At 42.6% G+C, this 21,971-nt stretch carries 17 protein-coding genes and 3 pseudogenes; 16 read left to right on the plus strand and 4 right to left on the minus strand.

The features are described 5' to 3' along the window. The first annotated feature begins 139 nt into the window (after positions 1-139). The 13 genes and pseudogenes from purE to ribB all read left to right on the plus strand — a co-directional run bounded on the left by purE (position 140) and on the right by ribB (position 13,919). Positions 140-628 carry a 5-(carboxyamino)imidazole ribonucleotide mutase gene (gene purE / locus IV50_RS00455; protein ID WP_057743503.1) on the plus strand — a complete coding sequence of 163 codons (489 nt, stop codon included), beginning with the start codon at positions 140-142 and terminating at the stop codon, positions 626-628. After that, on the plus strand, positions 621-1,748 hold the full coding sequence (purK, locus tag IV50_RS00460; RefSeq protein WP_057743505.1) for a 5-(carboxyamino)imidazole ribonucleotide synthase: 1,128 nt from the start codon (positions 621-623) through the stop codon (positions 1,746-1,748). Before purE ends, purK begins: the two co-directional genes overlap by 8 nt. Continuing rightward, positions 1,735-2,469: a phosphoribosylaminoimidazolesuccinocarboxamide synthase gene (locus tag IV50_RS00465; protein WP_057743508.1), complete on the plus strand. Its 735-nt coding sequence runs from the start codon at positions 1,735-1,737 to the stop codon at positions 2,467-2,469. Before purK ends, IV50_RS00465 begins: the two co-directional genes overlap by 14 nt. 2 nt (positions 2,470-2,471) lie before the next feature. Next, positions 2,472-2,726 carry a phosphoribosylformylglycinamidine synthase subunit PurS gene (purS, locus tag IV50_RS00470; protein ID WP_057743510.1) on the plus strand — a complete coding sequence of 85 codons (255 nt, stop codon included), beginning with the start codon at positions 2,472-2,474 and terminating at the stop codon, positions 2,724-2,726. A gap of 2 nt (positions 2,727-2,728) precedes the next feature. Then, positions 2,729-3,403, plus strand: a complete 675-nt coding sequence (purQ, locus tag IV50_RS00475) for a phosphoribosylformylglycinamidine synthase subunit PurQ (protein ID WP_057743512.1) — start codon at positions 2,729-2,731, stop codon at positions 3,401-3,403. A 10-nt stretch (positions 3,404-3,413) separates the two neighbouring features. Continuing rightward, positions 3,414-5,636: a phosphoribosylformylglycinamidine synthase subunit PurL gene (gene purL / locus IV50_RS00480; RefSeq protein ID WP_443098088.1), complete on the plus strand. Its 2,223-nt coding sequence runs from the start codon at positions 3,414-3,416 to the stop codon at positions 5,634-5,636. Next, a pseudogene (gene purF / locus IV50_RS00485) lies at positions 5,618-7,032 on the plus strand (amidophosphoribosyltransferase); the annotation flags it as partial. The gene purL and the pseudogene purF, both read left to right, overlap by 19 nt. 80 nt (positions 7,033-7,112) lie before the next feature. After that, positions 7,113-8,165, plus strand: a complete 1,053-nt coding sequence (gene purM / locus IV50_RS00490; protein ID WP_057743515.1) for a phosphoribosylformylglycinamidine cyclo-ligase — start codon at positions 7,113-7,115, stop codon at positions 8,163-8,165. Next, positions 8,144-8,731, plus strand: a complete 588-nt coding sequence (gene purN, locus IV50_RS00495; protein ID WP_057744616.1) for a phosphoribosylglycinamide formyltransferase — start codon at positions 8,144-8,146, stop codon at positions 8,729-8,731. The genes purM and purN overlap by 22 nt, the downstream gene beginning before the upstream one ends. Next, positions 8,731-10,257, plus strand: a complete 1,527-nt coding sequence (gene purH, locus IV50_RS00500; RefSeq protein WP_057743519.1) for a bifunctional phosphoribosylaminoimidazolecarboxamide formyltransferase/IMP cyclohydrolase — start codon at positions 8,731-8,733, stop codon at positions 10,255-10,257. The genes purN and purH overlap by 1 nt, the downstream gene beginning before the upstream one ends. Positions 10,258-10,272: 15 nt before the next feature. Next, positions 10,273-11,519, plus strand: a pseudogene (gene purD, locus IV50_RS00505) (phosphoribosylamine--glycine ligase). A 6-nt stretch (positions 11,520-11,525) separates the two neighbouring features. After that, a complete protein-coding gene (locus tag IV50_RS00510) occupies positions 11,526-13,187 on the plus strand; it encodes a formate--tetrahydrofolate ligase (RefSeq protein ID WP_057743522.1) in 1,662 nt (553 codons plus the stop codon). 99 nt (positions 13,188-13,286) lie between these two features. Further along, entirely contained in the window at positions 13,287-13,919 is a 633-nt protein-coding gene (gene ribB / locus IV50_RS00515) for a 3,4-dihydroxy-2-butanone-4-phosphate synthase (RefSeq protein WP_057743524.1), read from the plus strand. 228 nt (positions 13,920-14,147) lie between these two features. On the opposite strand, the gene IV50_RS00520 is transcribed toward ribB, so the two are convergent. Continuing rightward, positions 14,148-14,855, minus strand: coding sequence for a helix-turn-helix domain-containing protein (locus IV50_RS00520; protein ID WP_057743526.1), 708 nt, complete (start codon positions 14,853-14,855; stop codon positions 14,148-14,150). 206 nt (positions 14,856-15,061) lie between these two features. On the opposite strand from IV50_RS00520, the gene IV50_RS00525 reads away from it, so the two are divergent. Next, the gene (locus IV50_RS00525; RefSeq protein WP_057743528.1) at positions 15,062-15,793 is read left to right on the plus strand and encodes an SDR family NAD(P)-dependent oxidoreductase; all 732 of its coding nucleotides are present in this window, start codon (positions 15,062-15,064) and stop codon (positions 15,791-15,793) included. A 47-nt stretch (positions 15,794-15,840) separates the two neighbouring features. On the opposite strand, the gene IV50_RS00530 is transcribed toward IV50_RS00525, so the two are convergent. After that, positions 15,841-16,791 carry an L-lactate dehydrogenase gene (locus IV50_RS00530; protein WP_057743531.1) on the minus strand — a complete coding sequence of 317 codons (951 nt, stop codon included), beginning with the start codon at positions 16,789-16,791 and terminating at the stop codon, positions 15,841-15,843. Between the two features lie 296 nt (positions 16,792-17,087). Between IV50_RS00530 and IV50_RS00535 the strand changes: the two genes are divergently transcribed. After that, the gene (locus IV50_RS00535; protein ID WP_057743534.1) at positions 17,088-18,443 is read left to right on the plus strand and encodes a gluconate:H+ symporter; all 1,356 of its coding nucleotides are present in this window, start codon (positions 17,088-17,090) and stop codon (positions 18,441-18,443) included. Positions 18,444-18,530: 87 nt separating this feature from the next. Here IV50_RS00535 and IV50_RS00540 read toward each other — a convergent pair. Continuing rightward, positions 18,531-19,475 (minus strand): annotated as a pseudogene (locus tag IV50_RS00540) (lactate/malate family dehydrogenase). Between the two features lie 21 nt (positions 19,476-19,496). Next, entirely contained in the window at positions 19,497-20,630 is a 1,134-nt protein-coding gene (locus IV50_RS00545; RefSeq protein ID WP_057743536.1) for an aminotransferase class I/II-fold pyridoxal phosphate-dependent enzyme, read from the minus strand. A gap of 287 nt (positions 20,631-20,917) precedes the next feature. Here IV50_RS00545 and IV50_RS00550 point away from each other — a divergent pair, with 287 nt between their 5' ends. Continuing rightward, complete coding sequence (locus IV50_RS00550) at positions 20,918-21,955, plus strand: aldose epimerase family protein (RefSeq protein ID WP_057743539.1); 1,038 nt, start codon at positions 20,918-20,920, stop codon at positions 21,953-21,955. Positions 21,956-21,971: the final 16 nt, after the last annotated feature.

Raw genomic sequence — 21,971 nt, forward strand, 5'->3', positions numbered from 1 at the left:
ATAATTCACTTCTAAAACGTTTAAAACACGAACGATATAAATTAATACCGTTAATTTTAAAGCTAAATGTTTACATTAATGAATAATGGTGGTTAAATGTATGTAAATAAGACGTAAATCAATGTTCGTGGAGGAAAATATGCCAAAAGTAGCTGTCATTATGGGGTCACAATCAGATTGGCCAACCATGCAAGAAACAACCAACATTTTTGATGATCTCAATATTGATTATGAAGTTCATATTGTTTCTGCTCACCGAACGCCTGAAAGAATGATTTCATTTGCGCAAAACGCACGTGAAAATGGGTTTGGCATCATTATTGCTGGAGCTGGTGGTGCGGCACACTTGCCAGGTATGGTTGCAGCCGCAACAACGCTTCCCGTGATTGGTGTGCCAATTCAATCAAAGGCCCTAAATGGTATGGATTCGTTGTTAAGCATTGTTCAAATGCCAAGTGGTGTGCCAGTTGCCACAGTTGCAATAGGTACGGCAGGTGCGAAAAACGCAGCTTACTTAGCCGCACAGATATTGGGAGTTACAGATTCACACATCGCTCAAGCCATTACCGATTTTCGTAAGCAGCAAGCGGATGCAGTTATTGAAAGTGAGGCACATTTAAATGACTAAGCCAATCTTACCACCCGCAACTATCGGTATTATTGGTGGCGGACAGTTAGGACAAATGATGGCCTTGGCTGCTAAGCCAATGGGGTACCGTGTCATCGTTTTAGATCCAACGCCAAATGCACCTGCCGGTCAAGTTGCCGATGAACAAGTAATTGCGTCATATAACGATGCTGCCGCTTTAACCGATTTGGCTCGACGTGTGGATGTGCTGACCTATGAATTTGAAAATGTTGATTTAGCAACACTTGAAACCTTAGGAACATTAACGCCATTACCACAAGGAACTGAGTTGTTAGCAACGACTAAAAACCGGTTGTCTGAAAAGAGATTTTTACAAAGTTTGAACTTACCAGTTACTGAGTTTGCTGAAGTGAAAAACGTTGCTGATTTAGATGCTGCGGTTCAACAAGTTAAATTGCCTGCCATCTTGAAGACTGTTGAAGGTGGATATGATGGTCATGGTCAATGGGATATTCCAGACCGTGAGGCATTGGCAGAATTAGTTGCCCATTGGGATAACGATATTGAAGAAACATTGATTTTAGAGCATCGCATTGATTTTGATTATGAAGTCAGTGTAATGGTCACAACAGACGGAACAGATACAACCCGTGTCTGGCCAATTACCGTCAATGAGCATCACAAACATATCTTACGTAGTTCATTAGCCGATGGCCAACAATCCACGCACTTACAGGCCATTGTTACCGATATCGCTCAAAAAATTGCGCAGGCCTTTAACTTAAAGGGTGTGTTAGGCATTGAAATGTTCGTAAAGGGCGATGCCATTTACATCAATGAATTAACACCACGACCACATAACTCGGGTCACTATAGCATTGAAGGCACGAATGTTTCTCAGTTCGAAGGACATATTCGCAGTATTGCTGGTCTGCCGATTCCTGAAATCACCTTAGCAGCACCAAGCATGATGCTGAATTTGTTGGGTGAAACCCTCGATAAGGCTCGTGAAGCACTTGTCGATCATCCCGAATGGCACTTCCACGACTATGGTAAGGCTGACATTAAGCCATTACGAAAGATGGGACACATCACGGTTACTGGAACTGAAGCAATTAATGCATTAAAAGCATGGGGGATGTCAAATGGCGCATACTGAAATTGAACAAGGTAATTTAATTACCGCAGGTAAGGCTAAGGCTTTATATGAAACAAACAACCCGGAATACATCTGGGTCCACAATTTAGACCAAGCCACAGCTTTAAATGGTAAACGAAAAGAAGCTGTTGCAGACAAGGCCTATTATACAAATCAAATTAGTCGTTATTTATTTGAATACTTAAATCAAAAAGGGGTTCCAACGCATTATGTGGAAGCCTTAAATGAGACTGATAGCTTAGTCCATCGTTTGACGATGCTTCCAATTGAAGTTGTAACACGTAATTATGCTTCAGGACATTTCGTGAGTCGCTTCGATGTTGAACCGATGTTTCCATTGGAACCCACCGTTCTGGAATTCTATTACAAATCAGATGCTTTGGATGATCCATTCATGAATGACTCACAAATACTTGCCCTCAATCTGGCATCACTGGAAAGTATCACGCGAATTAAAGACCTAACCCATCAAATCAATCCACTCTTAAACCAATTGTTCGATGAAATTGGGATTACCTTAGTTGACTTCAAGCTTGAATTTGGCCGTAATACCGATGATGTCATCGTACTAGGCGATGAACTTTCACCAGATAATATGCGGTTAGTTGATCAGACCACGGGTGACTCACTCGATAAAGATGTTTTCCGTCAGCAAACTGGCGATTTAACGACTGGTTATGCCCAAGTGCTCACACGTCTACAAGCAAAATTAGGAGAATAAAAATGTATTTAGCAAAAATCAAAGTAACGTATAAGCCTTCAGTTTTGGATCCACAAGGAGAGGTCATCAAGTCTGCACTGCACCGTCTAGACTATGAAACCGTAGAACAGGTTATTCAAGGTAAATACTTTGAGGTTAGGTTATCTGCTGATTCATTGGCTGCTGCCAATGGTTTGGTAGAATCAATGACTGAAGCACTTTTGATTAATCAAAATACAGAAACTTACAATTATACCGTCGAGGAGGTTGAAGCCTAATCATGAAATCAGTTGTAGTTCGTTTCCCAGGCTCTAATTGTGATGAAGATATGTTTTACGCTTTGCAAGAACTTGGATTAAATCCAAGTTTCGTTTCAGCCCAAAGTGATATTTCCTTAGCCGATTATGATGCAATTTTTCTTCCCGGTGGGTTCTCTTATGGTGACTATTTACGAACAGGTGCTATTGCTCGTTTTTCACCAATCATGCAGGCTGTGCAAGCTGCAGCAGATAATGGACAACTTGTTGTTGGCATTTGTAACGGTTTCCAGATTTTAACAGAGAGCGGTCTCTTACCTGGGCAGCTGATGATGAACGAAGTGCCTGGTTTCATTTGTGATGAAACACTATTACAGGTTGAACAAGCTGAATCAGCCTTTACCAATGCCTACACCACAGACGAAATCCTTATTCCCGTCGCACACGCTGATGGGCGCTACTATGCTGATGAACAAACTTTAGCTGACCTCGAATCCAATCATCAAATTGTCTTTAAGTACACATCTAATTTAAATGGTTCTGAAGATATGATTGCCGGTATTACCAACAAGCAAGGCAATGTCTTGGGCATGATGCCTCATCCAGAACGCGCGGTTGATCCATTAATCGGCAATACGGATGGTCAAAACTTCTTCAAGAGTATTTTAGCAACGGTTGCAACACAAGGAGTGAACTAACATGGTCGAGATGGTATCTAATCCAATGGCAAATGAGCCGAACCCCACTGACATTCAAACAACTAAGTTGTATGAAGCTTGGGGCTTAACTGAACATGAATATGATTTGATTGTTGATGAACTAGGACGATTACCGAATTATACTGAAACAGGCTTATTTTCAGCCATGTGGTCTGAACATTGTTCATATAAGAAATCAAAACCTGTTTTACGAACATTTTGGTCAAAAAATGAACGTGTACTTCAAGGACCAGGTGAAGGTGCCGGTATTTTAGATATTGGTGATAACCAGGCCGTCGTCTTTAAAGCTGAATCACATAATCATCCTTCAGCAGTTGAACCATATGAGGGTGCTGCTACAGGCGTTGAGGGAATCTTACGTGATATCTTTTCGATGGGTGCCCAGCCAATTGCAGTGCTTGATAGTCTTCAATTTGGAGATGTTACGTCAAAGCAAACGCAACGTCTAATTGACGGCGTGGTTGCTGGCATTGCTGGATATGGTAATGCAATTGGTATTCCAACCGTTGGTGGCGCAATGAACTTTGATGCGACGTATCAACATAATCCCTTAGTCAATGTCATGGCCGTCGGGTTGCTTGATCAAGATTTGCTACATGTTGGAAAAGCTGAAGGTGCTGGAAACGTTGTGCTATACGTTGGGGCAACAACTGGACGTGACGGTATTCAAGGGGCTACCTTTGCTTCAGCTGAATTTGATTCTTCCGAAGATCAAAATCGTTCAGCCGTTCAAGTTGGTGATCCCTTTATGGAAAAGCTTGTCATGGATGCAACCATTCAAGCCATTCAAGAATACGGCGATGTCATTGTCGGCGTTCAAGATATGGGGGCCGCTGGTTTAGTATCATCAACGGCCGAAATGGCTGATAAAGCTGGTATGGGAATGATCTTAGATTTGGATCAAGTCCCACAGCGTGAAGAAAATATGACCCCCTACGAATTAATGCTCTCTGAATCACAAGAACGCATGATTCTGGTTGTTAAAAAGGGACACGAAGATGCCGTAAAGCAGATCTTCACAGATGCCGACTTAAACGCGATTGTGATTGGTGAAGTTACCGATAATAAACAGTATCAACTTACCTTTGATGGGGCGCTGGTAGCCGATGTGCCTGTTGATTTCTTAACATCAGCCCCAAAGGTTGAATTGCCACAAACTGAACCTGCTCGTTTAGTTGAAGCAACAACAGCGCAATATCAACCTGAAGTGACAGATGCTACTGCTGTTTTAAAGCAATTATTAGCACAACCAACGATTGCTTCTAAGGCAGCTTTATATCGCCACTTTGATTGTAGCGTTCGTGCTGACACCGTTATCAAACCCGGAGGCGATGCGGCAGTTGTACGTGTTCGCGGGACGGAAAAGGCTTTGGCAATGACGACAGACATCAACAGTCGTTACACATATCTTAACCCTTATATTGGTGGACAATGGGCCATTTTGGAAGCAGCACAAAACATTGTCGCAACTGGAGCCGAGCCAATCGGAATTACGGATTGTTTGAATTTTGGAAACCCTGATGATCCAGAAATTTATTACGAATTAGCGCAATCCGTTGCCGGAATCAATGAAGTGGCTCAAGTGATTAATACACCTGTCATTTCTGGAAATGTATCCCTATATAACGAAACGGATGGAACTGCGATTTATCCTACGCCGATGGTCGGTATGGTGGGCTTGCACACATCAACAGATGATATTACGACCATTCAAGCCAAACAAGCTGGCGATGTCGTTTATCTTGTTGGTGAATTAAAAGCACAATTTAATGGTAGTGAGATTCAACACATGCAAACTGGTTCAGTGTCAGGAGACTTATTCTCAATTAACGTGGATCATGCTCAGGCAGTACAAGCGAAAATACTTGAAGCCGCGCAAAGTCATTATGTCAATAGTATTCATGACATTGCTGAAGGTGGATTAGGGGTTGCCGCATCTGAAATTTTGTTTGGCACACCATTTGGTGCTGAACTTACCTTGGCAGCACCAATCGGAAATGCCTTTTCGGAAGCGCCAAGTATGTTTATTGTGACGGTAGCTCCAGCAGAACAAGCAGTGTTCGAGGCTTTGATGGGCGACGAAGCAACAAAGTTGGGTGAAATCACGGAAAATCCAACCCTTAAGCTTGTCGCACAGGATCAAACAATTAACGTATCCGTATCTGATGTAGAAAGTATGTACAAGGACAGCTTATGGCAACAACTACAATAGTAAATGAACGTTCGCTAAATGAAGAATGTGGTATTTTCGGCGTTTGGGATAATCCAGAAGCCGCTGAATTAACTTTTTATGGCTTACATGCGTTACAACATCGCGGACAAGAAGGGGCCGGTATTGTTTCAAAGAAGGCTGATGGTCGTCTCTGGCAAGAACGAGGTTTAGGACTATTGAGTGAAGTCTTTGCCGATCCGCGCCGAATGATGAATTTGGTTGGGGATTCAGCAATTGGGCATGTTCGTTACGCCACGGCAGGCAGTAACGGAATTGAAAATATTCAACCATTTATGGTGAATTTTTCTGACATGCAAATTGCATTAGCGCATAACGTAACATCACCAATGCCAAGACGTTACGTCAAGAACTTGAAGATGAAGGTGCAATTTTCCAATCTTCATCGGATACGGAGATTTTGTTGCACCTCATTCGACGATCAAAAGCACTGACTTTTGATGAGAAATTGCAAGAAGCCTTGCTTAAACTTCGTGGTGGGTTTGCGTTTCTACTCTTAACGCCGAATGCAATGTACGCCGCGCTTGATCCACACGGCTTCCGACCTTTTGTGATTGGTCGGTTACCTAACAATGGCGCTTACGTTGTCGCGAGTGAGACAGCTGCATTAGCTTCAGTAAATGCAGCATTTGTGCAAGATGTGCAGCCCGGTGAATTGATTCGCTTTGATAACACGGGCATGCACGTTTCCAACTATACTGAGCATACAACGTTAAACATCGATGCCATGGAATATATTTATTTTGCTCGTCCAGATTCCAATATTTATGGTGTGAATGTGCATAAAGCACGCAAACGCATGGGTAAGGCGACGGCCATTGAGCATCCAGTTGCGGCTGACATGGTGGTTGGCGTGCCTAATTCATCCTTATCAGCTGCAATGGGCTACGCCGAACAGGCGCAATTACCAAACGAAATGGGCTTAGTGAAGAATCAATACATTGCGCGTAGCTTTATTGAACCAACGCAAGAAAAGCGTGAACGCGCCGTACGAATGAAATTGAGTGCGGTACCAGCCATTGTTTCAGGTCAACGCGTCATTCTCGTAGATGATTCAATTGTTCGTGGAACGACTTCAAAGTACATTATTAAGATGCTTCGCGATGCTGGGGCGAGTGAAGTCCATGTACGCATTGCTTCACCTGAATTCAAATACCCTTCATTTTATGGCGTTGACATGCAAACGACGGATGAATTGATGGCTGCCCACCACACAAAAGCTGAAATGTGTGAAATCATCGGAGCCGATTCACTAGAATTTTTATCCGTTGATGGGTTAATTGATAGCATCGACTTACCTTATTCAGGGGCAGGCAATGGACTGACAACGACCTACTTTGATGGTCACTATCCATCGCCAGTTTACGATTACCAAGCATAATTGGCAAAATTAGCTGAAGCTGGCGTGGTGACCTTTGACCCCGAACCCTAATCACTACTTTTAAAGGAGAAGCTGACATGACAGATGAAAGTGCGTATGCTGCATCCGGTGTAAGTGTTGAAGCCGGAAAAGAGAGTGTTGCCCAAATGCAAGCAGCCGTTGAAGCAACTTATACCGATAGCGTTTTGTCCCCATTAGGCAGTTTTGGATCAGCCTTTGCTTTAGGTCAGGCGCTACATGACCCAGTCTTAATTAGTGGGACAGATGGTGTCGGAACAAAGTTGTTATTAACGATTGCCGCACAAAAATATGACACGATTGGTCAAGACCTGGTTGCCATGGTTATGAACGATGTATTAGCTCAAGGCGCCAAACCATTGTTTATGCTTGATTACTTAGCTGTCGATAAGATGCGTCCAGAGGTTGTCGCCACATTGGTTAAAGGGGTCGCTCAAGCGACTAAGACCATTGGTGCTTCATTGATTGGAGGGGAATCGGCCGAATTACCCGGTATGTACGCAAAAAATCATTATGATCTTGCAGGTTTTGGCGTTGGCGTCGTCGAACGAGATGCCTTGCTTTCAGCTGAAAATGCTCAGGCCGGTGATGTTCTAATTGGCTTACCTTCAAGCGGGCTCCACTCAAATGGATATTCTTTGGTTCGACGCGTCTTGGGTCTTGAAACGGATGCAGACTTTACCAAATTACCGGAAGCCATGCAACAAACGTTGCTAGAGCCAACCCGCTTGTATCAACCAGCGCTAAATCCCATTTTGGGTATGGATGGCTTGCATAGTATGGCGCATATCACAGGTGGCGGGATTGTTGAGAATTTGCCTCGCGCATATGATGAAACTCTCGCTGCTGAGCTCGAATGGGGTAGTTGGCCAATCCTGCCCATTTTCGACATTCTGCAAAAGCAAGGTAATTTAAGCTTAGAAGATATGTTATTGACCTTTAATAATGGTCTTGGCATGGTCTTGGCGGTTGCTCCTGATGCGGTTAACGCTATGATGCAGCAATTTAATACTCATGATGAACCTGCCTACATCATTGGAAAACTACAACCACGCACGACTTCAGACATTGAATGGAAGGGGCAAGCACCATGGCCAATGACGTTCGACTAGCCGTTTTTGCATCTGGTCATGGCACAAATTTTGCCGCTATTCTTGACGCAATTCAGACGCAAAGCCTGTCTTGCCAGATTGTCCGCTTAGTCGTTGATAAAGCAAACGCTGGGGCATTGGCAATTGCCGAAGCTCACAATATTCCGACGTTGGTAGTGAACTATAAGGCTGCCGGAAGTCGCGACGTTGTTGAACAGGAAATTATTACGCAACTAAAGGACGATGGCGTACAGGGGATTTTGTTAGCAGGCTACATGCGGATTATTACGCCTAAACTCTTACAGGCATTTCCACAAAAAATCGTTAATATTCATCCAGCTTTATTACCCAGTTTTCCAGGAACACATGGTATTGAAGACGCTTTTAATTACGGCGTCAAAGTCACTGGTGTCACCGTCCATTTTGTGGACGAGGGCACAGATACGGGGCAAATTATTGATCAGCAAGCGGTGCGTATTACCAACGACGATACGCTCGCAAGTTTAGAAACAAAAATTCATGACGTTGAGCATCACTTATATCCCGCGGTTTTAGCACAATTATTGAAAGAAGAGGTATTTAACTAATGGCACGAGCACTAATGAGCGTTTCAGATAAGCAAGGTTTAGTTCCTTTCGCACAAGCATTGACTGAATTAGGTTATGAGATTGTTTCAACTGGTGGCACCCTACGAACTTTACAAGAAGCAGGGATTGAGGCTATTGCAATTGATGACGTTACTGGTTTCCCAGAAATTTTAGATGGACGTGTTAAGACATTGCACCCACGTGTACACGCTGGATTGTTAGCACGTCGTGACTTGCCAGAACACATGGAAACTTTGGCTGAATTGGATATCACGCCAATTGATATGGTCGTCGTTAATTTGTATCCATTCAAGCACACCATTCAAAAACCGGATGTGACTCGTGCCGATGCCATCGAAAATATTGATATTGGTGGCCCTTCAATGCTTCGCTCAGCTGCTAAAAATGCGCAAGACGTTTTACCCATTGTTGATCCAGATGATTACAATGAAGTGATTGAACGTTTGCAAACAGATAATGTTGACCAAACGTACCGACACGGTTTGGCTGCGAAGGTCTTCCGTCACACAGCCGCGTACGATGCACTAATTGCTGACTATCTTACTGATGAAGACTTTACCAAGCAAAAGACTGAAACTTATGAATTAGTGGATAACTTACGATATGGTGAAAATGCGCACCAGGATGCTGCTGCTTATCGTGATGCCTTACCAACTGACTATTCAGTCTTGAGCGCCAATATTTTGCATGGTAAGAAGCTTTCATATAACAATATCCGCGATGCCGACGCTGCCTTACGGATCATTGCTGATTTCTCTGAGCCAACGGTTGTGACAGTTAAGCATATGAATCCAGCCGGGATTGGGCAAGGGGACACCATTGAACAAGCTTGGGATCGCGCTTTCTATGCCGATGATATCTCAATCTTTGGAGGGATTGTTGCCTTGAACCGTGAGGTAGACTTGGCAACTGCCCAAAAGATGCATAAAATCTTCCTTGAAATCATCATTGCGCCAAGCTTTACAGATGATGCGTACGCTGAATTAGCTAAAAAGAAGAACTTGCGCTTGTTGACTTTGCCATTTACAAATGACATTCCGCAAGCCGTTGAATTGACATCAATCTTGGGTGGTACGGTGATGCAACATCGTGATTTATTGGAAGAAAAGCGTGAAAACTATGAAGTGGTTTCACAGGCGCAACCAACAGAAGCCCAATTGGCAACCCTTGAATTCGCACAAACTGTTGTTAAGCACGTGAAGTCAAACGCAATTGTTGTGGCAACCGATAATCAAACCCTTGGAATTGGTGCTGGACAACCAAATCGAATTGATTCAGTTAAGTTGGCTGTTGACCATGCTTCAACCAAGGACGGTTTTGACAAAGCTGTTTTGGCCTCAGATGCTTACTTCCCAATGGATGATTCAGTGCAATATGCTGCGGACCATGGCATCAAAGCCATTGTTGAACCTGGTGGCTCAATTAAGGACCAAGCTTCAATTGATAAGGCTAACGAGCTTGGCATTGTCTTGGTCTTTTCTGGAAACCGTCACTTTAAGCATTAAGATTGGAGTAGGTCAATGACATCTGTCTTAATTATTGGGTCTGGTGCCCGCGAATTTATCTTTGCTAAAACATTTGCGCAGTCTGTTGACCAAGTTTTTGTTGCCCCAGGTAATGCAGGTATGCGTGAGGCTGGCTATGAAACGGTTAATTTAACGGATATTCCTGATTTAATTGCATTTGCTCAAAGTCAAAAAATTGATTTGACTTTGTCGGCTCTGAAGCACTATTGACCGACGGTATCGTTGACGCTTTTCAAGCGGCAGGATTACCGATCTTTGGTCCAACAAAATCTGCTGCCCAGTTGGAAGGGTCAAAGGCATTTACTAAAGCCCTCCTACAAAAATATGATATTCCAACGGCCGATTCCGTGACTGTAACAAATCTAAACGAGGCCAAACAAGTCCTCAACACCCATGCTTATCCAGTTGTTGTTAAACTTGATGGTTTAGCTTTAGGTAAGGGGGTTAGCATCTATGAACATCCAGAAACTGCTTTAGCGGGCATTGAAAATATCTACGAACAAGATTCCCAAGCCCCTTTAGTTATCGAGGAATTTATGCAGGGACCTGAATTTTCAATCTTTTCTTTTGTCGGAAAAGAACAAGTCGTTCACGCGCCGATTGCCCAAGACCACAAACGTCTCTTAGATGGCGATCGTGGACCAAACACTGGTGGTATGGGTGCCTATAGTCCGGTTCGCTGGATTGGTGAAGATGTCGTACAAACAGCCATTACATCGCTCGTTGAACCCGTTCTAGCAGCCATGCGAGCGGAAGGCACACCCTTTGAGGGCATTTTGTATACCGGCGTTATGTTGACTGAAGCTGGACCAAAGGTTATTGAATACAACGTCCGTTTCGGAGACCCAGAAGCACAAGTTGTTCTGCCACAATTGACGAGTGATTTGTACACAAATATCATGGAATTGCTTGCTGGCAAACCAACCAATATGACTTGGCAAGATACTGATGTCTATCTTGGTGTAACGCTAGCTGCTCCGGGTTATCCGGTAAATCCTGAAAAGGGGCTGCCGTTACCAGCATTGCCAAATGATGTTCAAATCGATTATGCTGGTGTCAAGCAGCAAACAAATCAACTTGTTAGTAACGGGGGGCGTGTGTTAACTGCAGTTATTCATCGACCAACGATGGTGACTGCCCAAACTGATTTGTATGCCGCATTAGATCAGACACACACGGACTTGGTCTACCGACATGATATCGGGCACCAGGCTGTGGTAGCAGAATTAGCAGAGGAGTAATGGCAGATGTTAAGTGATATTGAAATTGCACAAGATGCAGAAGTTTGGCCAATTGAAAAAATCGCCGATAAGATTGGACTTGAAAAATCGGAATGGCAACCGTATGGCTGGGATAAAGCCAAAATCACATTGGGACATGAACATGATAATGATCCATTGGGTAAGTTGATTTTGGTAATCTCAATTAATCCAACCGCGGCTGGTGAAGGAAAATCAACGGTTACTGTCGGATTAGGCGATGCCCTCGCTAAGGTTGATGAAAAAACCATGATTGCTTTGCGTGAACCATCTTTGGGCCCTGTGATGGGGATGAAAGGCGGCGCGACAGGTGGTGGCTATTCACAAGTCATTCCAATGGCGGATATTAACTTACACTTCACAGGTGACTTCCATGCGTTAACGAGTGCGCACAATACTTTAGCCGCATTAATTGACAATAGTATTTATCAAGGTAACCCGCTAAATATTGATCCACGTCGTGTCCTTTGGAAGCGTGCATTAGATGTGAATGACCGTGCCTTACGTCATGCCACAATTGGTCTTGGTGGTCCAACAAGTGGCGTGCCACGTGAAGACGGCTTTGATATTACCGTTGCATCCGAACTCATGGCTATTCTAACGTTATCTACGGACTTGATGGACATGAAGCAACGGATTGAAAAGATTGTGATTGCAGATACGTATGACCGTCAGCCTGTAACTGTTGCTGACTTAGGCGTAGCTGGTGCTTTAACGACTTTGTTGAAAGATGCCATTCACCCTAATTTGGTTCAAACGTTGGCGCACACGCCAACTTTGATTCACGGCGGACCTTTTGCCAATATTGCCCAAGGAACAAATTCGGTCCAAGCAACCAAAACAGCACTTCAATTATCAAACTACGTCGTCACGGAAGCTGGCTTCGGTGCTGACCTTGGTGGTGAAAAGTTTTTGGACTTTAAAGTACCGCTTTTGGGTAAGACGCCTGACACGATTGTGATCGTTGCCACTGTTCGCGCTTTAAAGATGCATGGTGGCCTGGCTAAAGATGAGCTCAAACAACCCAATGTGGCTGCACTACAAAATGGTTTGGCAAATCTTGGACAACATCTATCAAGTATGAAGCGTTATGGCGTACCTGTTGTGGTCGCCATTAATCAATTTACAGATGACACAGCTGAAGAATTACAAACAATCAAAGACTATGCTGCTGAATTTGATGTACCAGCATACGTTGCTGATGTCTGGGGGCAAGGTGGTGCAGGGGCACGCGAATTAGCTGCCGGTGTAATTGAAGCAACGCATCAACCATCTGACTTTACGCCGCTTTATACACCAGAAGATGCCGCGATTGATAAGCTAAATAAAATTGCCCAAACCATTTATGGTGCCCAGGGCGTTGAACTATCTGAAAAGGCTCAAAAACAACTCAAGCGTTTCGCCAAGTATGGTTGGGATAAATTACCCATTATCATGGCTAAAACGCAATACTCACTTTCTGATGATCCTAAAAAATTAGGTGCACCATCAGACTTCACAATTCATGTACGAGAATTTGTTCCCAAATTAGGGGCTGGTTTCTTAGTTGCAATGACTGGTTCAATCTTAACGATGCCAGGTTTGCCTAAACATCCAGCTGCCAATGACATTGATATTGACGAGGACGGTACAATCCGTGGCTTATTCTAGGACCCAATTATTGGATGCGATGGGTATGCCTCCGTAAGGATACCCATTGACTCTATTCTGTTACTGTTGTTTTATTTATATTTAAGGAGCGAATATTTCATGAACACTTCAATCGAAGATGCTGTCCGTTACATGGCCCAAGGTGGGTTGGCCGTTATTGTTGATGATGAGAACCGCGAAAATGAGGAGGACTTGGTCGGCATTGGATCTAAAATGACACCGGAAAATGTCAACTTTATGGTCACCCATGCTCGTGGTTTGCTTTGTGCCCCAATTACACAATCAATTGCCGACCGTTTAGGTTTGGTTCAAATGGTTGAGAACAACACTGAAGTGAACGGTACCCGTTTCACACTTTCAATCGATGGCAGCCATGCCGCAACTGGTGTTACGACTGGTGTTTCTGCCTTTGATCGCTCTGCCACACTACAACACTTAGCTGACCCTGAAGCCAAGGCAGAAGATTTCGTTCACCCTGGTCACAGTTTTCCACTAGTTGGTGAAGATGGTGGTGTAATGGCACGTGACGGTCATACCGAAGCCACTATCGATTTAGCACGTTTAGCTGGTGAAACCGAGGTAGGCGCTATTTGTGAGATCTTATTAGAAGATGGGCACATGGCGCGTGAAGCTGATCTACGTCAATTCGCCGAAGACTTTGATTTACCCTTTATCTCAATTGAACAACTAACAGACTATGTTCGCGAACATGGTAACTCCGCCATCGTTTAGTCCTAGAACATAAAAATCATAAAAAAGCTTAGCTGATTGACGTCAGCTAAGCTTTTTTTGTTTGTTTCGTTCAAGTAATCCATCGTAGTTAGATTGTATTTTTTATTTCAGTAATTTCATGGTTGATGCTATCCAATAATTCAATATCTTCTAAGGTTGCAATTATCTGCACATACTTATTAACTTCTTGATCATTCTTCCTGGCAAGAGCTTTTCGAACATGGGCGGTTAATGCGATATCATATCGATGAACGAGTTTGGCATACCTGATTGATTCATCAAATACCTGATTGATTCATCAAATACCTGTTCACTTTCTGATGCCGCATCGTCCAAAAGCAACAGAAGACCTAAATTATTTAAAAATGAAGCTTTTAAAGCAATTAATTCAGGGTACTCGTGTGAAATTTTATCAATTCCTAATTTCGCAACATTCTCGGCCACTTTGACAGGTAAAAACGCTATCAAATCATTCAAAACGTAAAGGTCTGTTCGATTCCAGTTTTCTACCAATTGAAACTTGTTCCAAACGGCCTGGATAGTTTCTTGTAATTGATGTCTATCCGTAGTAGTACGTCGCCATAGAGCATCTGATAGCATATAAATATTTTCAGTCATGGCGTTTTCTTCAAAATTACGCGTAGCTTGCACATTCTCAATCTTTCTAAGGTGAAAACTATGGGGAGCTTGTGTATCTATATTTTTAAAATAAGCTTCTAAAGCAGAGTTACTTTTTTCACCCATATAACGGCGCTCAAAATCTGACAATGAAATGCCCAGCCGATTAATTAATTTCATGGCGGTTTCAAACGAGGGCTCGTGTGTGCCATTTTCGATTTTCGAGATGGTTGAGCGCGAAACAATACCGTCAGACAGCTCTTTTTGTTTAATGTTTCTTTCGATACGAATCTGTTTTAATAACCCGCCAAAAAACATGATCAAACCTCCCTATATGCTTTACGTGTGACTATACGACACATTTTCCATGCGCTGGAAAATTAGTGATAGTCTGTAATTAATCAACGATGGCCATGGGCTAAACATGATGAATTTTAACATAGTCTATCAGAAAAATTATAGGTCACTTCATCCAACTTGGTTTTTGGATTGCTTGTAACCCATGTGAATAGGAGCGTATCAATATGAAAAATATCGTCATTACTGGAGGCACTTCTGGTGTTGGTTATGCTATCGCTAAAAGTTTGATTAACGAAGATGTCTCAATTATTATTATTGGTCGGCAAAAAATCAAGGCTCAGCGAGCAGCTTCAAGACTAGGAGATAAGGCATTTCCAGTCACGGGTGATCTATCAACTCCAAGTGATCGTGCAAAAGTTGTGGATGAAATACAAACTAGATTTAAACACGTTGATATTTTGATCCATAGTGCTGGCGTTATACCACATAATAAAATAGAGAATATCAATACCAATTTAGCTGCGCATTACTATCTAACGCTGGCCTTAACAAACCAATTAAATAATAGCCGCATCCTAATCGTTACAGGAAATCCGACCGTCATACAAAGATTTCCAGTCAATGAAATGCAATCAACCCCAGTTTTTAAAGCGGCTTGGATACTAACACATAAGACGCTTTTAATGCTTTATTTAGCTAAAATGTTCCGTTCGGTTGGGACAACAGTAAACAGTTTTTTCCCAGGGGATGTAAAAAGTGACTTAATGTCTTATACTCGCAGTCTATCAAATACCTCTGTATCGGTGGCCAAACATTTAGCCATAGATTCAGCTTTTGACGAACAAACAGGGCACTTTTATGACAACTTGGGAGAGCTTGTTGAATTAGATGCCAAATTGTATAATCCGATAAATGCCGAAAAAATTCTCTCAAAATATTTAGATTTAGAAAGTTAATACGCTAAACAAACCCGACTGTATATTTTACAACCGGGTTTGTTTTATTAAAGTTCATTATTTTCAATTTTTTCGAGCAATAAGTGGTAGCGTTCCGTTACAAAGTCATAAGACCCTGTTAACTTTGTTTCTTCTTCATCAGTTAAGTGTAGATGACCATGACCTAACACACCATCGCGCCCAATAACAGCAGGATATGATAGGGCAACTTCATGACCCTCACGGAACGTTGATACGGGTAATTCTTCATGACTATCATTCAAAATTGTTTCGGTAAGACGAAGGGCAGAAGCAGCAATCGCATAACTCGTATAACCTTTACCATTCAAAACACGGTATCCATTATCGCGGGAAATATTGGCAATTTGATTAAGGTCAATGCCTTTTTCCGCGGCAACGGGTTCGATAGATTCATCTAGAATCTTGACAGTTGACCACGCTGTAAATTGTGAATTTCCATGCTCACCTAAGTTATAGCCTTGAACCGAACGCGGATCAACATCGAAAGTTTCTCCAACGGCATTCTTCATACGGGCAGTATCAAGTAGCGTTCCGGTTCCAATGACTTTTTCTTTGGGGAAACCAGTCAACTTTTGGTAAAGCGTTACAATCACATCATTCGGATTCGTAATCACTACCAGAACACCATTGAACTTAGTTGCCTTCAACTTTGCAGCAACCGATTTCAATTGTTTCGCATTGTACTCAGCTTCAATAAAGCGGGCATTACCCCCGGTTGCATTTTTTTGAAGCCCAATATTCCCAAGTGCAGAGATAATCACATCAGCGTCATCAAGGGCATCCCAATCGTTTGAAATGATATTTGCATGGTGTTTTAAATTCGGTTGAGCTTCAATTAAATCTAAGACTTCTGAATCCAATTTCTCCGGATTTGAATCAATTAGCACATAATCATCAGCTAATCCCTGAAAAATAGCACCTTCTGCAACAGCACCTCCAACGTGTCCAGTTCCAATAATTCCAATCTTACGTGTCATGTCTCTACCTCATTTCATTGACTGAATGCTTGTTTATGGTAGCAATATTAAATCTTTTCTCATTTATTGTCAATTAATCTAACCAAAATAATATAAAAATGGTAAATAATCAACAAGTCTTGTGATTACATGCCATTCTATATACAAGGACATGGTGACGTCTTATAAAGTTGTATGCTTTATGATTCATTGGAAATGCACAATCTTTGAAAGCGCATACATTAGCTACACAGGGTGTGTTACACTAATTATCGAAGAGTTATATTTCACAAATTATTTTGAGTTGGAGAGAACTTATGGAGTCACTTATTGTACTATTTTTGGGAATTGCTTTGTTATTGTTTTTAATCATCAAAGTTAAGATGAATACATTCATTGCTCTCATTTTCACTTCTGTTGTTGTTGGATTAGGATTAGGGATGAACTTCGTTGAAATCCCACTTTCGATTGAAAAAGGAATCGGCAGTTCGCTAGGGGAACTAGCCATCGTGTTCGGGTTCGGAGCCATTCTTGGGCGTTTAGTATCTGATGCCGGAGGTGCTTATCGCATTGCCCACACTTTAATTAATGTTTTTGGAAGAAAGTACGTTCAACTTGCGGTGATGATTGCGTCATTCATTTTGGGAATTGCGTTATTCTTCGAAGTGGGGATGGTTATCTTAATTCCAATCGTATTTGCTATTGCACTTGAAGTTGGGGTGCCATTGCTTTACCTTGGAATCCCAATGGCAGCTGCCTTGTCAGTTACTCACGGATTTTTACCACCACATCCTGCACCAACTGCCATTACGGCAGCCTTGGGTGCAAACCCAGGACATGTTTTGATGTATGGGTTCTTGATCGCCGTGCCAGCAGCATTAATTGCTGGACCCGTCTTTACAAAGGTCGCTCAAAAGTACGCACCTGATGCTTTCAAAATTAAGAAGGAATTAAGTGCTTTTGGGGAGGTTAAGTCATTCACCTTGGCTGACACGCCTTCATTTGGATTAGCATTGTTAACAAGTTTGTTCCCAGTGATTTTGATGGGGCTTACAACGCTTTATACGGTCGTTATGCATGATGGAGTAGCACCAAGTAAGGCCACTGGTCTTGATAGTTTTGTTGCCATGATTGGAAATCCTGTTGGTGCGATGATTATTTCTTTGGCCTTTGCGCTCTGGTCAATGGGCTGGCATCAACGTAAGTCAGCTAAGCAAATGAATGCCACCATTGAATCAGCCGTGAAGTCTATCGCCATGTTATTACTTATCATTGGTGGTGGGGCTGCTTTCAAGCAGATTTTGATTGACGGCGGTATTTCAAATGAAATTTCACATCTGTTCATGAACTCAGCCTTATCACCACTATTGCTCGCATGGATTATTACCGTAGTCCTACGAGTGGCCTTAGGTTCAGCGACCGTCGCTGCATTGACAGCAGCAGGGCTAGTGCAACCGTTGATGGTTTCAGCTTCTGTGAACCCAGCCTTAATGGTCCTTTCAATTGGGGCCGGATCACTGGCAGCTTCCCACGTAAATGACGCTGGTTTCTGGATGTTTAAGGAATACTTTGACCTTAGCGTTAAACAAACTTTGCAAATCTGGACAGTACTTGAGACCTTAATCTCAGTCGTTGGATTGATTATGGTTTTGTTGCTAAGTCTAGTCGTATAAAACTAAATGAAAGATGTCTTCGTTACAAGTGGAGACTTTTTTTATACAAAAAAGGAAGGTAGCGGGGGCTACCTTCCTTTTTAATTTTTAGTACTCATCTAAATGTGCCACAATATCATGGTACTTATCTGAAACAAATTTGTATGATTCAGCTAACTTTGCTTCTTCGGCATCAGTGAGATCCAAATCAGCTTGTTGCAGGATGCCTTCACGACCGACGACAGCAGGATATGAAAGGTAAACATCATGTCCTGGACGTAAGTTAGAAACGGGCAATTCGCTATGACTATCTGAAAGAATGGTTTCAGTTAGTCGAATTGCTGCACCAGCAATGGCATAATTTGTATATCCCTTGGCTTGGAATAGAAAATGACCATTGTTTCGGGACGTATCTTCGATGTCTTCTAAATCAACACCTTCACGTTCCGCAATTGGGATAATCGGATGATCCAAAATTTTAACATTTGACCAAGCGGTAAACTGTGAGTTACCGTGTTCACCCAAGTTATAACCACTCACTGAACGAGCGTCAAGGTGAAACGCTTGTCCGACACCATTTAACATTCGTGCTGTATCAAGCAATGTCCCCGTCCCAATTACCTTATTTTGAGGGTAGCCCGTCAACTTCTGATAGAGGGTAACCATAATATCATTTGGGTTTGTAATCACAATTAAAACCCCATGGAATTTAGTGGCCCGTAAATGCTCAGCCACTGATTTAACTTGTTTGACATTGTGGGGCACCTCAATAAAGCGTGAATTGGTCCCTGGGTTCGTTTTTTGCAAAGCAATCTTACCTACGGAAGAAATGACAACATCGGCATCATCCAATGCAGACCAATCATTCACAGTGATATTTGCATGGTGCTTTAAATTCGGTTGTGCTTCAGTCAAATCGAGGGCTTCAGCTTCGACATGGTCGACATCCGTGTCAATCAATACATAATCGTCTGCGACACCTTAAACCACGGCACTGTGCGCAATCGCACCACCAACATGTCCGACACCAATAATTCCAATCTTTCTAGTCATAAGCTGAACGACCTTTCTGAGCTATTGCTCTTCCAAAAAACGTGCAATGCGACTGACCGCTTCTTCCAAAGTTGCCTTGCTTGAAGCGTAACTCATTCGGAAGTGACCTTCACCACCAGGACCAAACGCTTGTCCCGGCACGGTACCAACCTTGGCTTTGAGAGCTAGGTCAGTCACGAAGGCCGGATCATCATCCCCATATGCTTCCGGGACGCGAGGGAAGAGATAGAACGCTCCTTCTGGGGTATCCAATTCGAAACCTAAATCGCGCAGCGCATTGACCAGGTAATCACGTCGATCTTGATATTCATCATTCATTTCCATAGTTGCTTGGTGGCCGGCCGGCGTGCCAAGGGCCACCGTAGCAGCAGCAGCCATTGGGTTAGGCGTTGTTGTCACAGCCATTTGATGAACGAGGGCAGGGCCCTGAATCAAATCCTCTGGGCCCGCAATAAAGCCGAGACGATAGCCTGTCATCGCGTGGGATTTAGAGACACCATTTAAGATTAACGTCTGTTCAGGTAAATATTGTGCAATTGAGTGATGGTTTTGATCATAGGTAAGTTCTGAGTAGATTTCATCGGCAATGACGACAATATCTGTATCTTTCAAAACTTCAGCCAATGTCTTTAATTGCTCATCAGAATAAGTCCGTCCAGTAGGGTTACCTGGGTAGTTGAGAATCAATACTTTAATGTCATCCCCGAATTCGTCTAAGGTTGCTTTCAAGCGCTCAGGTGTGAGAAGAAAATCATCATCTTGAGTATTAACCAACAATGGTTCGGCGCCCAAAATCAAAGTATCTGATTCATACAGTGGGAAAGTTGGGGTTGGAATCAAAACTTTATCACCAGGATTGACAAACGCTGCAATCGTATCGTAGATAGCCTCTGTAGCCCCAACCGTCACGACAATGTTTTTGTCAGCATGATATGTCAAGTCATAGCGTGTCTGCATAAAGTCAGCTATTGCTTCACGGAGTGCTTGAGTCCCCAGCGAAGGACCATAGTGTGAATCATCACCTGTAATACTATCAATGGCTGCCCGCTTACTGACTTCAGGGACATTGAAATCTGGTTCACCTAACGTCAACTTGATAATGTCATCAATCTTTGAAAATTGATTATCGTATTCACGAATAATATTGGGTGTCACACGGCTTAAATTTTTATTAGCAGGGAAAGTTTTTGGCTCCTTAGCAAATTGGTTTCATGTTCGCTCTCAGATACGACACACACGTATGTGACCGTATTGTTGATGATAATATTAAATGTTTTCTCATTTTATGTCAAATTGTTAGCGACCAAACGTTTCAGGTTTCCAGTGAAGCAATTTCACGAATTTTAATTATGAGAACACTTCTCCAAAATTCGTTTTTTTTAATACAACACTGTATAATGAAAGTATAGTGAATGTTGGCTAGGTGTATATGGAGGTATCTCATGATTACAAAGACACATTTTGGCGAAGTTTCAGGAAAGCCAGTTGAAAAGTATACAATTGAAAATCAAAATCAGACACGCTTAAGTGTTTTGACTTATGCTGAAATCGTCCAAGAATTTTCAGTAATTGATAACAATGAACGAGTGAACTTAGTGTTATCATCAGATCGAATTGAAGGTTTTTCGGAAAATACGTACAACATTAATCGTGTTATTGGGCGTGCTGCTGGACGGATTACCAAGGGGACTTGGACCCAAGACGGCGTGACACATCATGTACCGACGAACGACGGCGAAAACACACTTCACAGTGGACCTGAAGGTGTTGGAAATCAGTTCTTTGTCGTTAAGTCAGTTGACGAAGATAAAAATCAACTCCAACTAACTTATACAGCACTGGAATCTGTTGATGGTTTCCCCGGAGACCTTGACATAACAGTGACCTACACTTTGACTGAGAATGATACTGTTGATGTCACTTTTACCGGCCACCAAACGAAACAAGCTGGTGTCTTTAATCCAACCGTCCACATGTACTTTAATCTGGCTAACCCAGGTATTACTGATTTAATCGACCATGACTTATTTATTAATTCAGACCAACACTTAGCTGTGAATGCTGAAAAGTGCCCAACCGGTGAACTTGTCGATAATGCAGGAACACCATTCGACCTAAAGCGTCACCATGATTTGGGGGAGATCTTACCTGAACTAAAAAAGACGACCGTTGAACAAGGATTTGATGACGTCTTTAAGGTTCCGGCTAATCAGGACGCTGTTGCGGCTAAAGTTACTGATCGCGTTTCAGGACGGCATGTCGCAATTCATTCAGATCGCAATGGGGTTGTTGCCTTTACGGAAAGCCAAATTGGCAATGATGTCAAATACTTGAACCTTGGTGAGAGTAAGCCATGGATGGCCGTTGCGCTCGAAGCACAAACATTGCCTGATAGTGAAAATCACCCTGAATTAGGAGATGTTTCCATCGCCGCTGATGAAACTCAGGAATATCACATTCAATACGTTTACGGTAAATAATGCAAATAAATAAAAA

Source organism: Weissella viridescens (assembly GCF_001437355.1).
GTDB classification, from domain to species: Bacteria; Bacillota; Bacilli; order Lactobacillales; family Lactobacillaceae; genus Weissella; species Weissella viridescens.

Bases quoted from the DNA above. Each gene is read 5' to 3' on its own strand.
- purS (WP_057743510.1), top strand. From the start codon at position 2,472: ATGTATTTAGCAAAAATCAAAGTAACGTATAAGCCTTCAGTTTTGGAT.
- IV50_RS00530 (WP_057743531.1), bottom strand. From the start codon at position 16,791: ATGACACGTAAGATTGGAATTATTGGAACTGGACACGTTGGAGGTGCT.
- IV50_RS00465 (WP_057743508.1), top strand. From the start codon at position 1,735: ATGGCGCATACTGAAATTGAACAAGGTAATTTAATTACCGCAGGTAAG.
- IV50_RS00510 (WP_057743522.1), top strand. From the start codon at position 11,526: ATGTTAAGTGATATTGAAATTGCACAAGATGCAGAAGTTTGGCCAATT.
- IV50_RS00520 (WP_057743526.1), bottom strand. From the start codon at position 14,855: ATGTTTTTTGGCGGGTTATTAAAACAGATTCGTATCGAAAGAAACATT.
- purQ (WP_057743512.1), top strand. From the start codon at position 2,729: ATGAAATCAGTTGTAGTTCGTTTCCCAGGCTCTAATTGTGATGAAGAT.
- purK (WP_057743505.1), top strand. From the start codon at position 621: ATGACTAAGCCAATCTTACCACCCGCAACTATCGGTATTATTGGTGGC.
- purH (WP_057743519.1), top strand. From the start codon at position 8,731: ATGGCACGAGCACTAATGAGCGTTTCAGATAAGCAAGGTTTAGTTCCT.
- purE (WP_057743503.1), top strand. From the start codon at position 140: ATGCCAAAAGTAGCTGTCATTATGGGGTCACAATCAGATTGGCCAACC.
- ribB (WP_057743524.1), top strand. From the start codon at position 13,287: ATGAACACTTCAATCGAAGATGCTGTCCGTTACATGGCCCAAGGTGGG.
- purN (WP_057744616.1), top strand. From the start codon at position 8,144: ATGGCCAATGACGTTCGACTAGCCGTTTTTGCATCTGGTCATGGCACA.
- IV50_RS00535 (WP_057743534.1), top strand. From the start codon at position 17,088: ATGGAGTCACTTATTGTACTATTTTTGGGAATTGCTTTGTTATTGTTT.
- IV50_RS00525 (WP_057743528.1), top strand. From the start codon at position 15,062: ATGAAAAATATCGTCATTACTGGAGGCACTTCTGGTGTTGGTTATGCT.
- IV50_RS00550 (WP_057743539.1), top strand. From the start codon at position 20,918: ATGATTACAAAGACACATTTTGGCGAAGTTTCAGGAAAGCCAGTTGAA.
- purL (WP_443098088.1), top strand. From the start codon at position 3,414: ATGGTATCTAATCCAATGGCAAATGAGCCGAACCCCACTGACATTCAA.
- purM (WP_057743515.1), top strand. From the start codon at position 7,113: ATGACAGATGAAAGTGCGTATGCTGCATCCGGTGTAAGTGTTGAAGCC.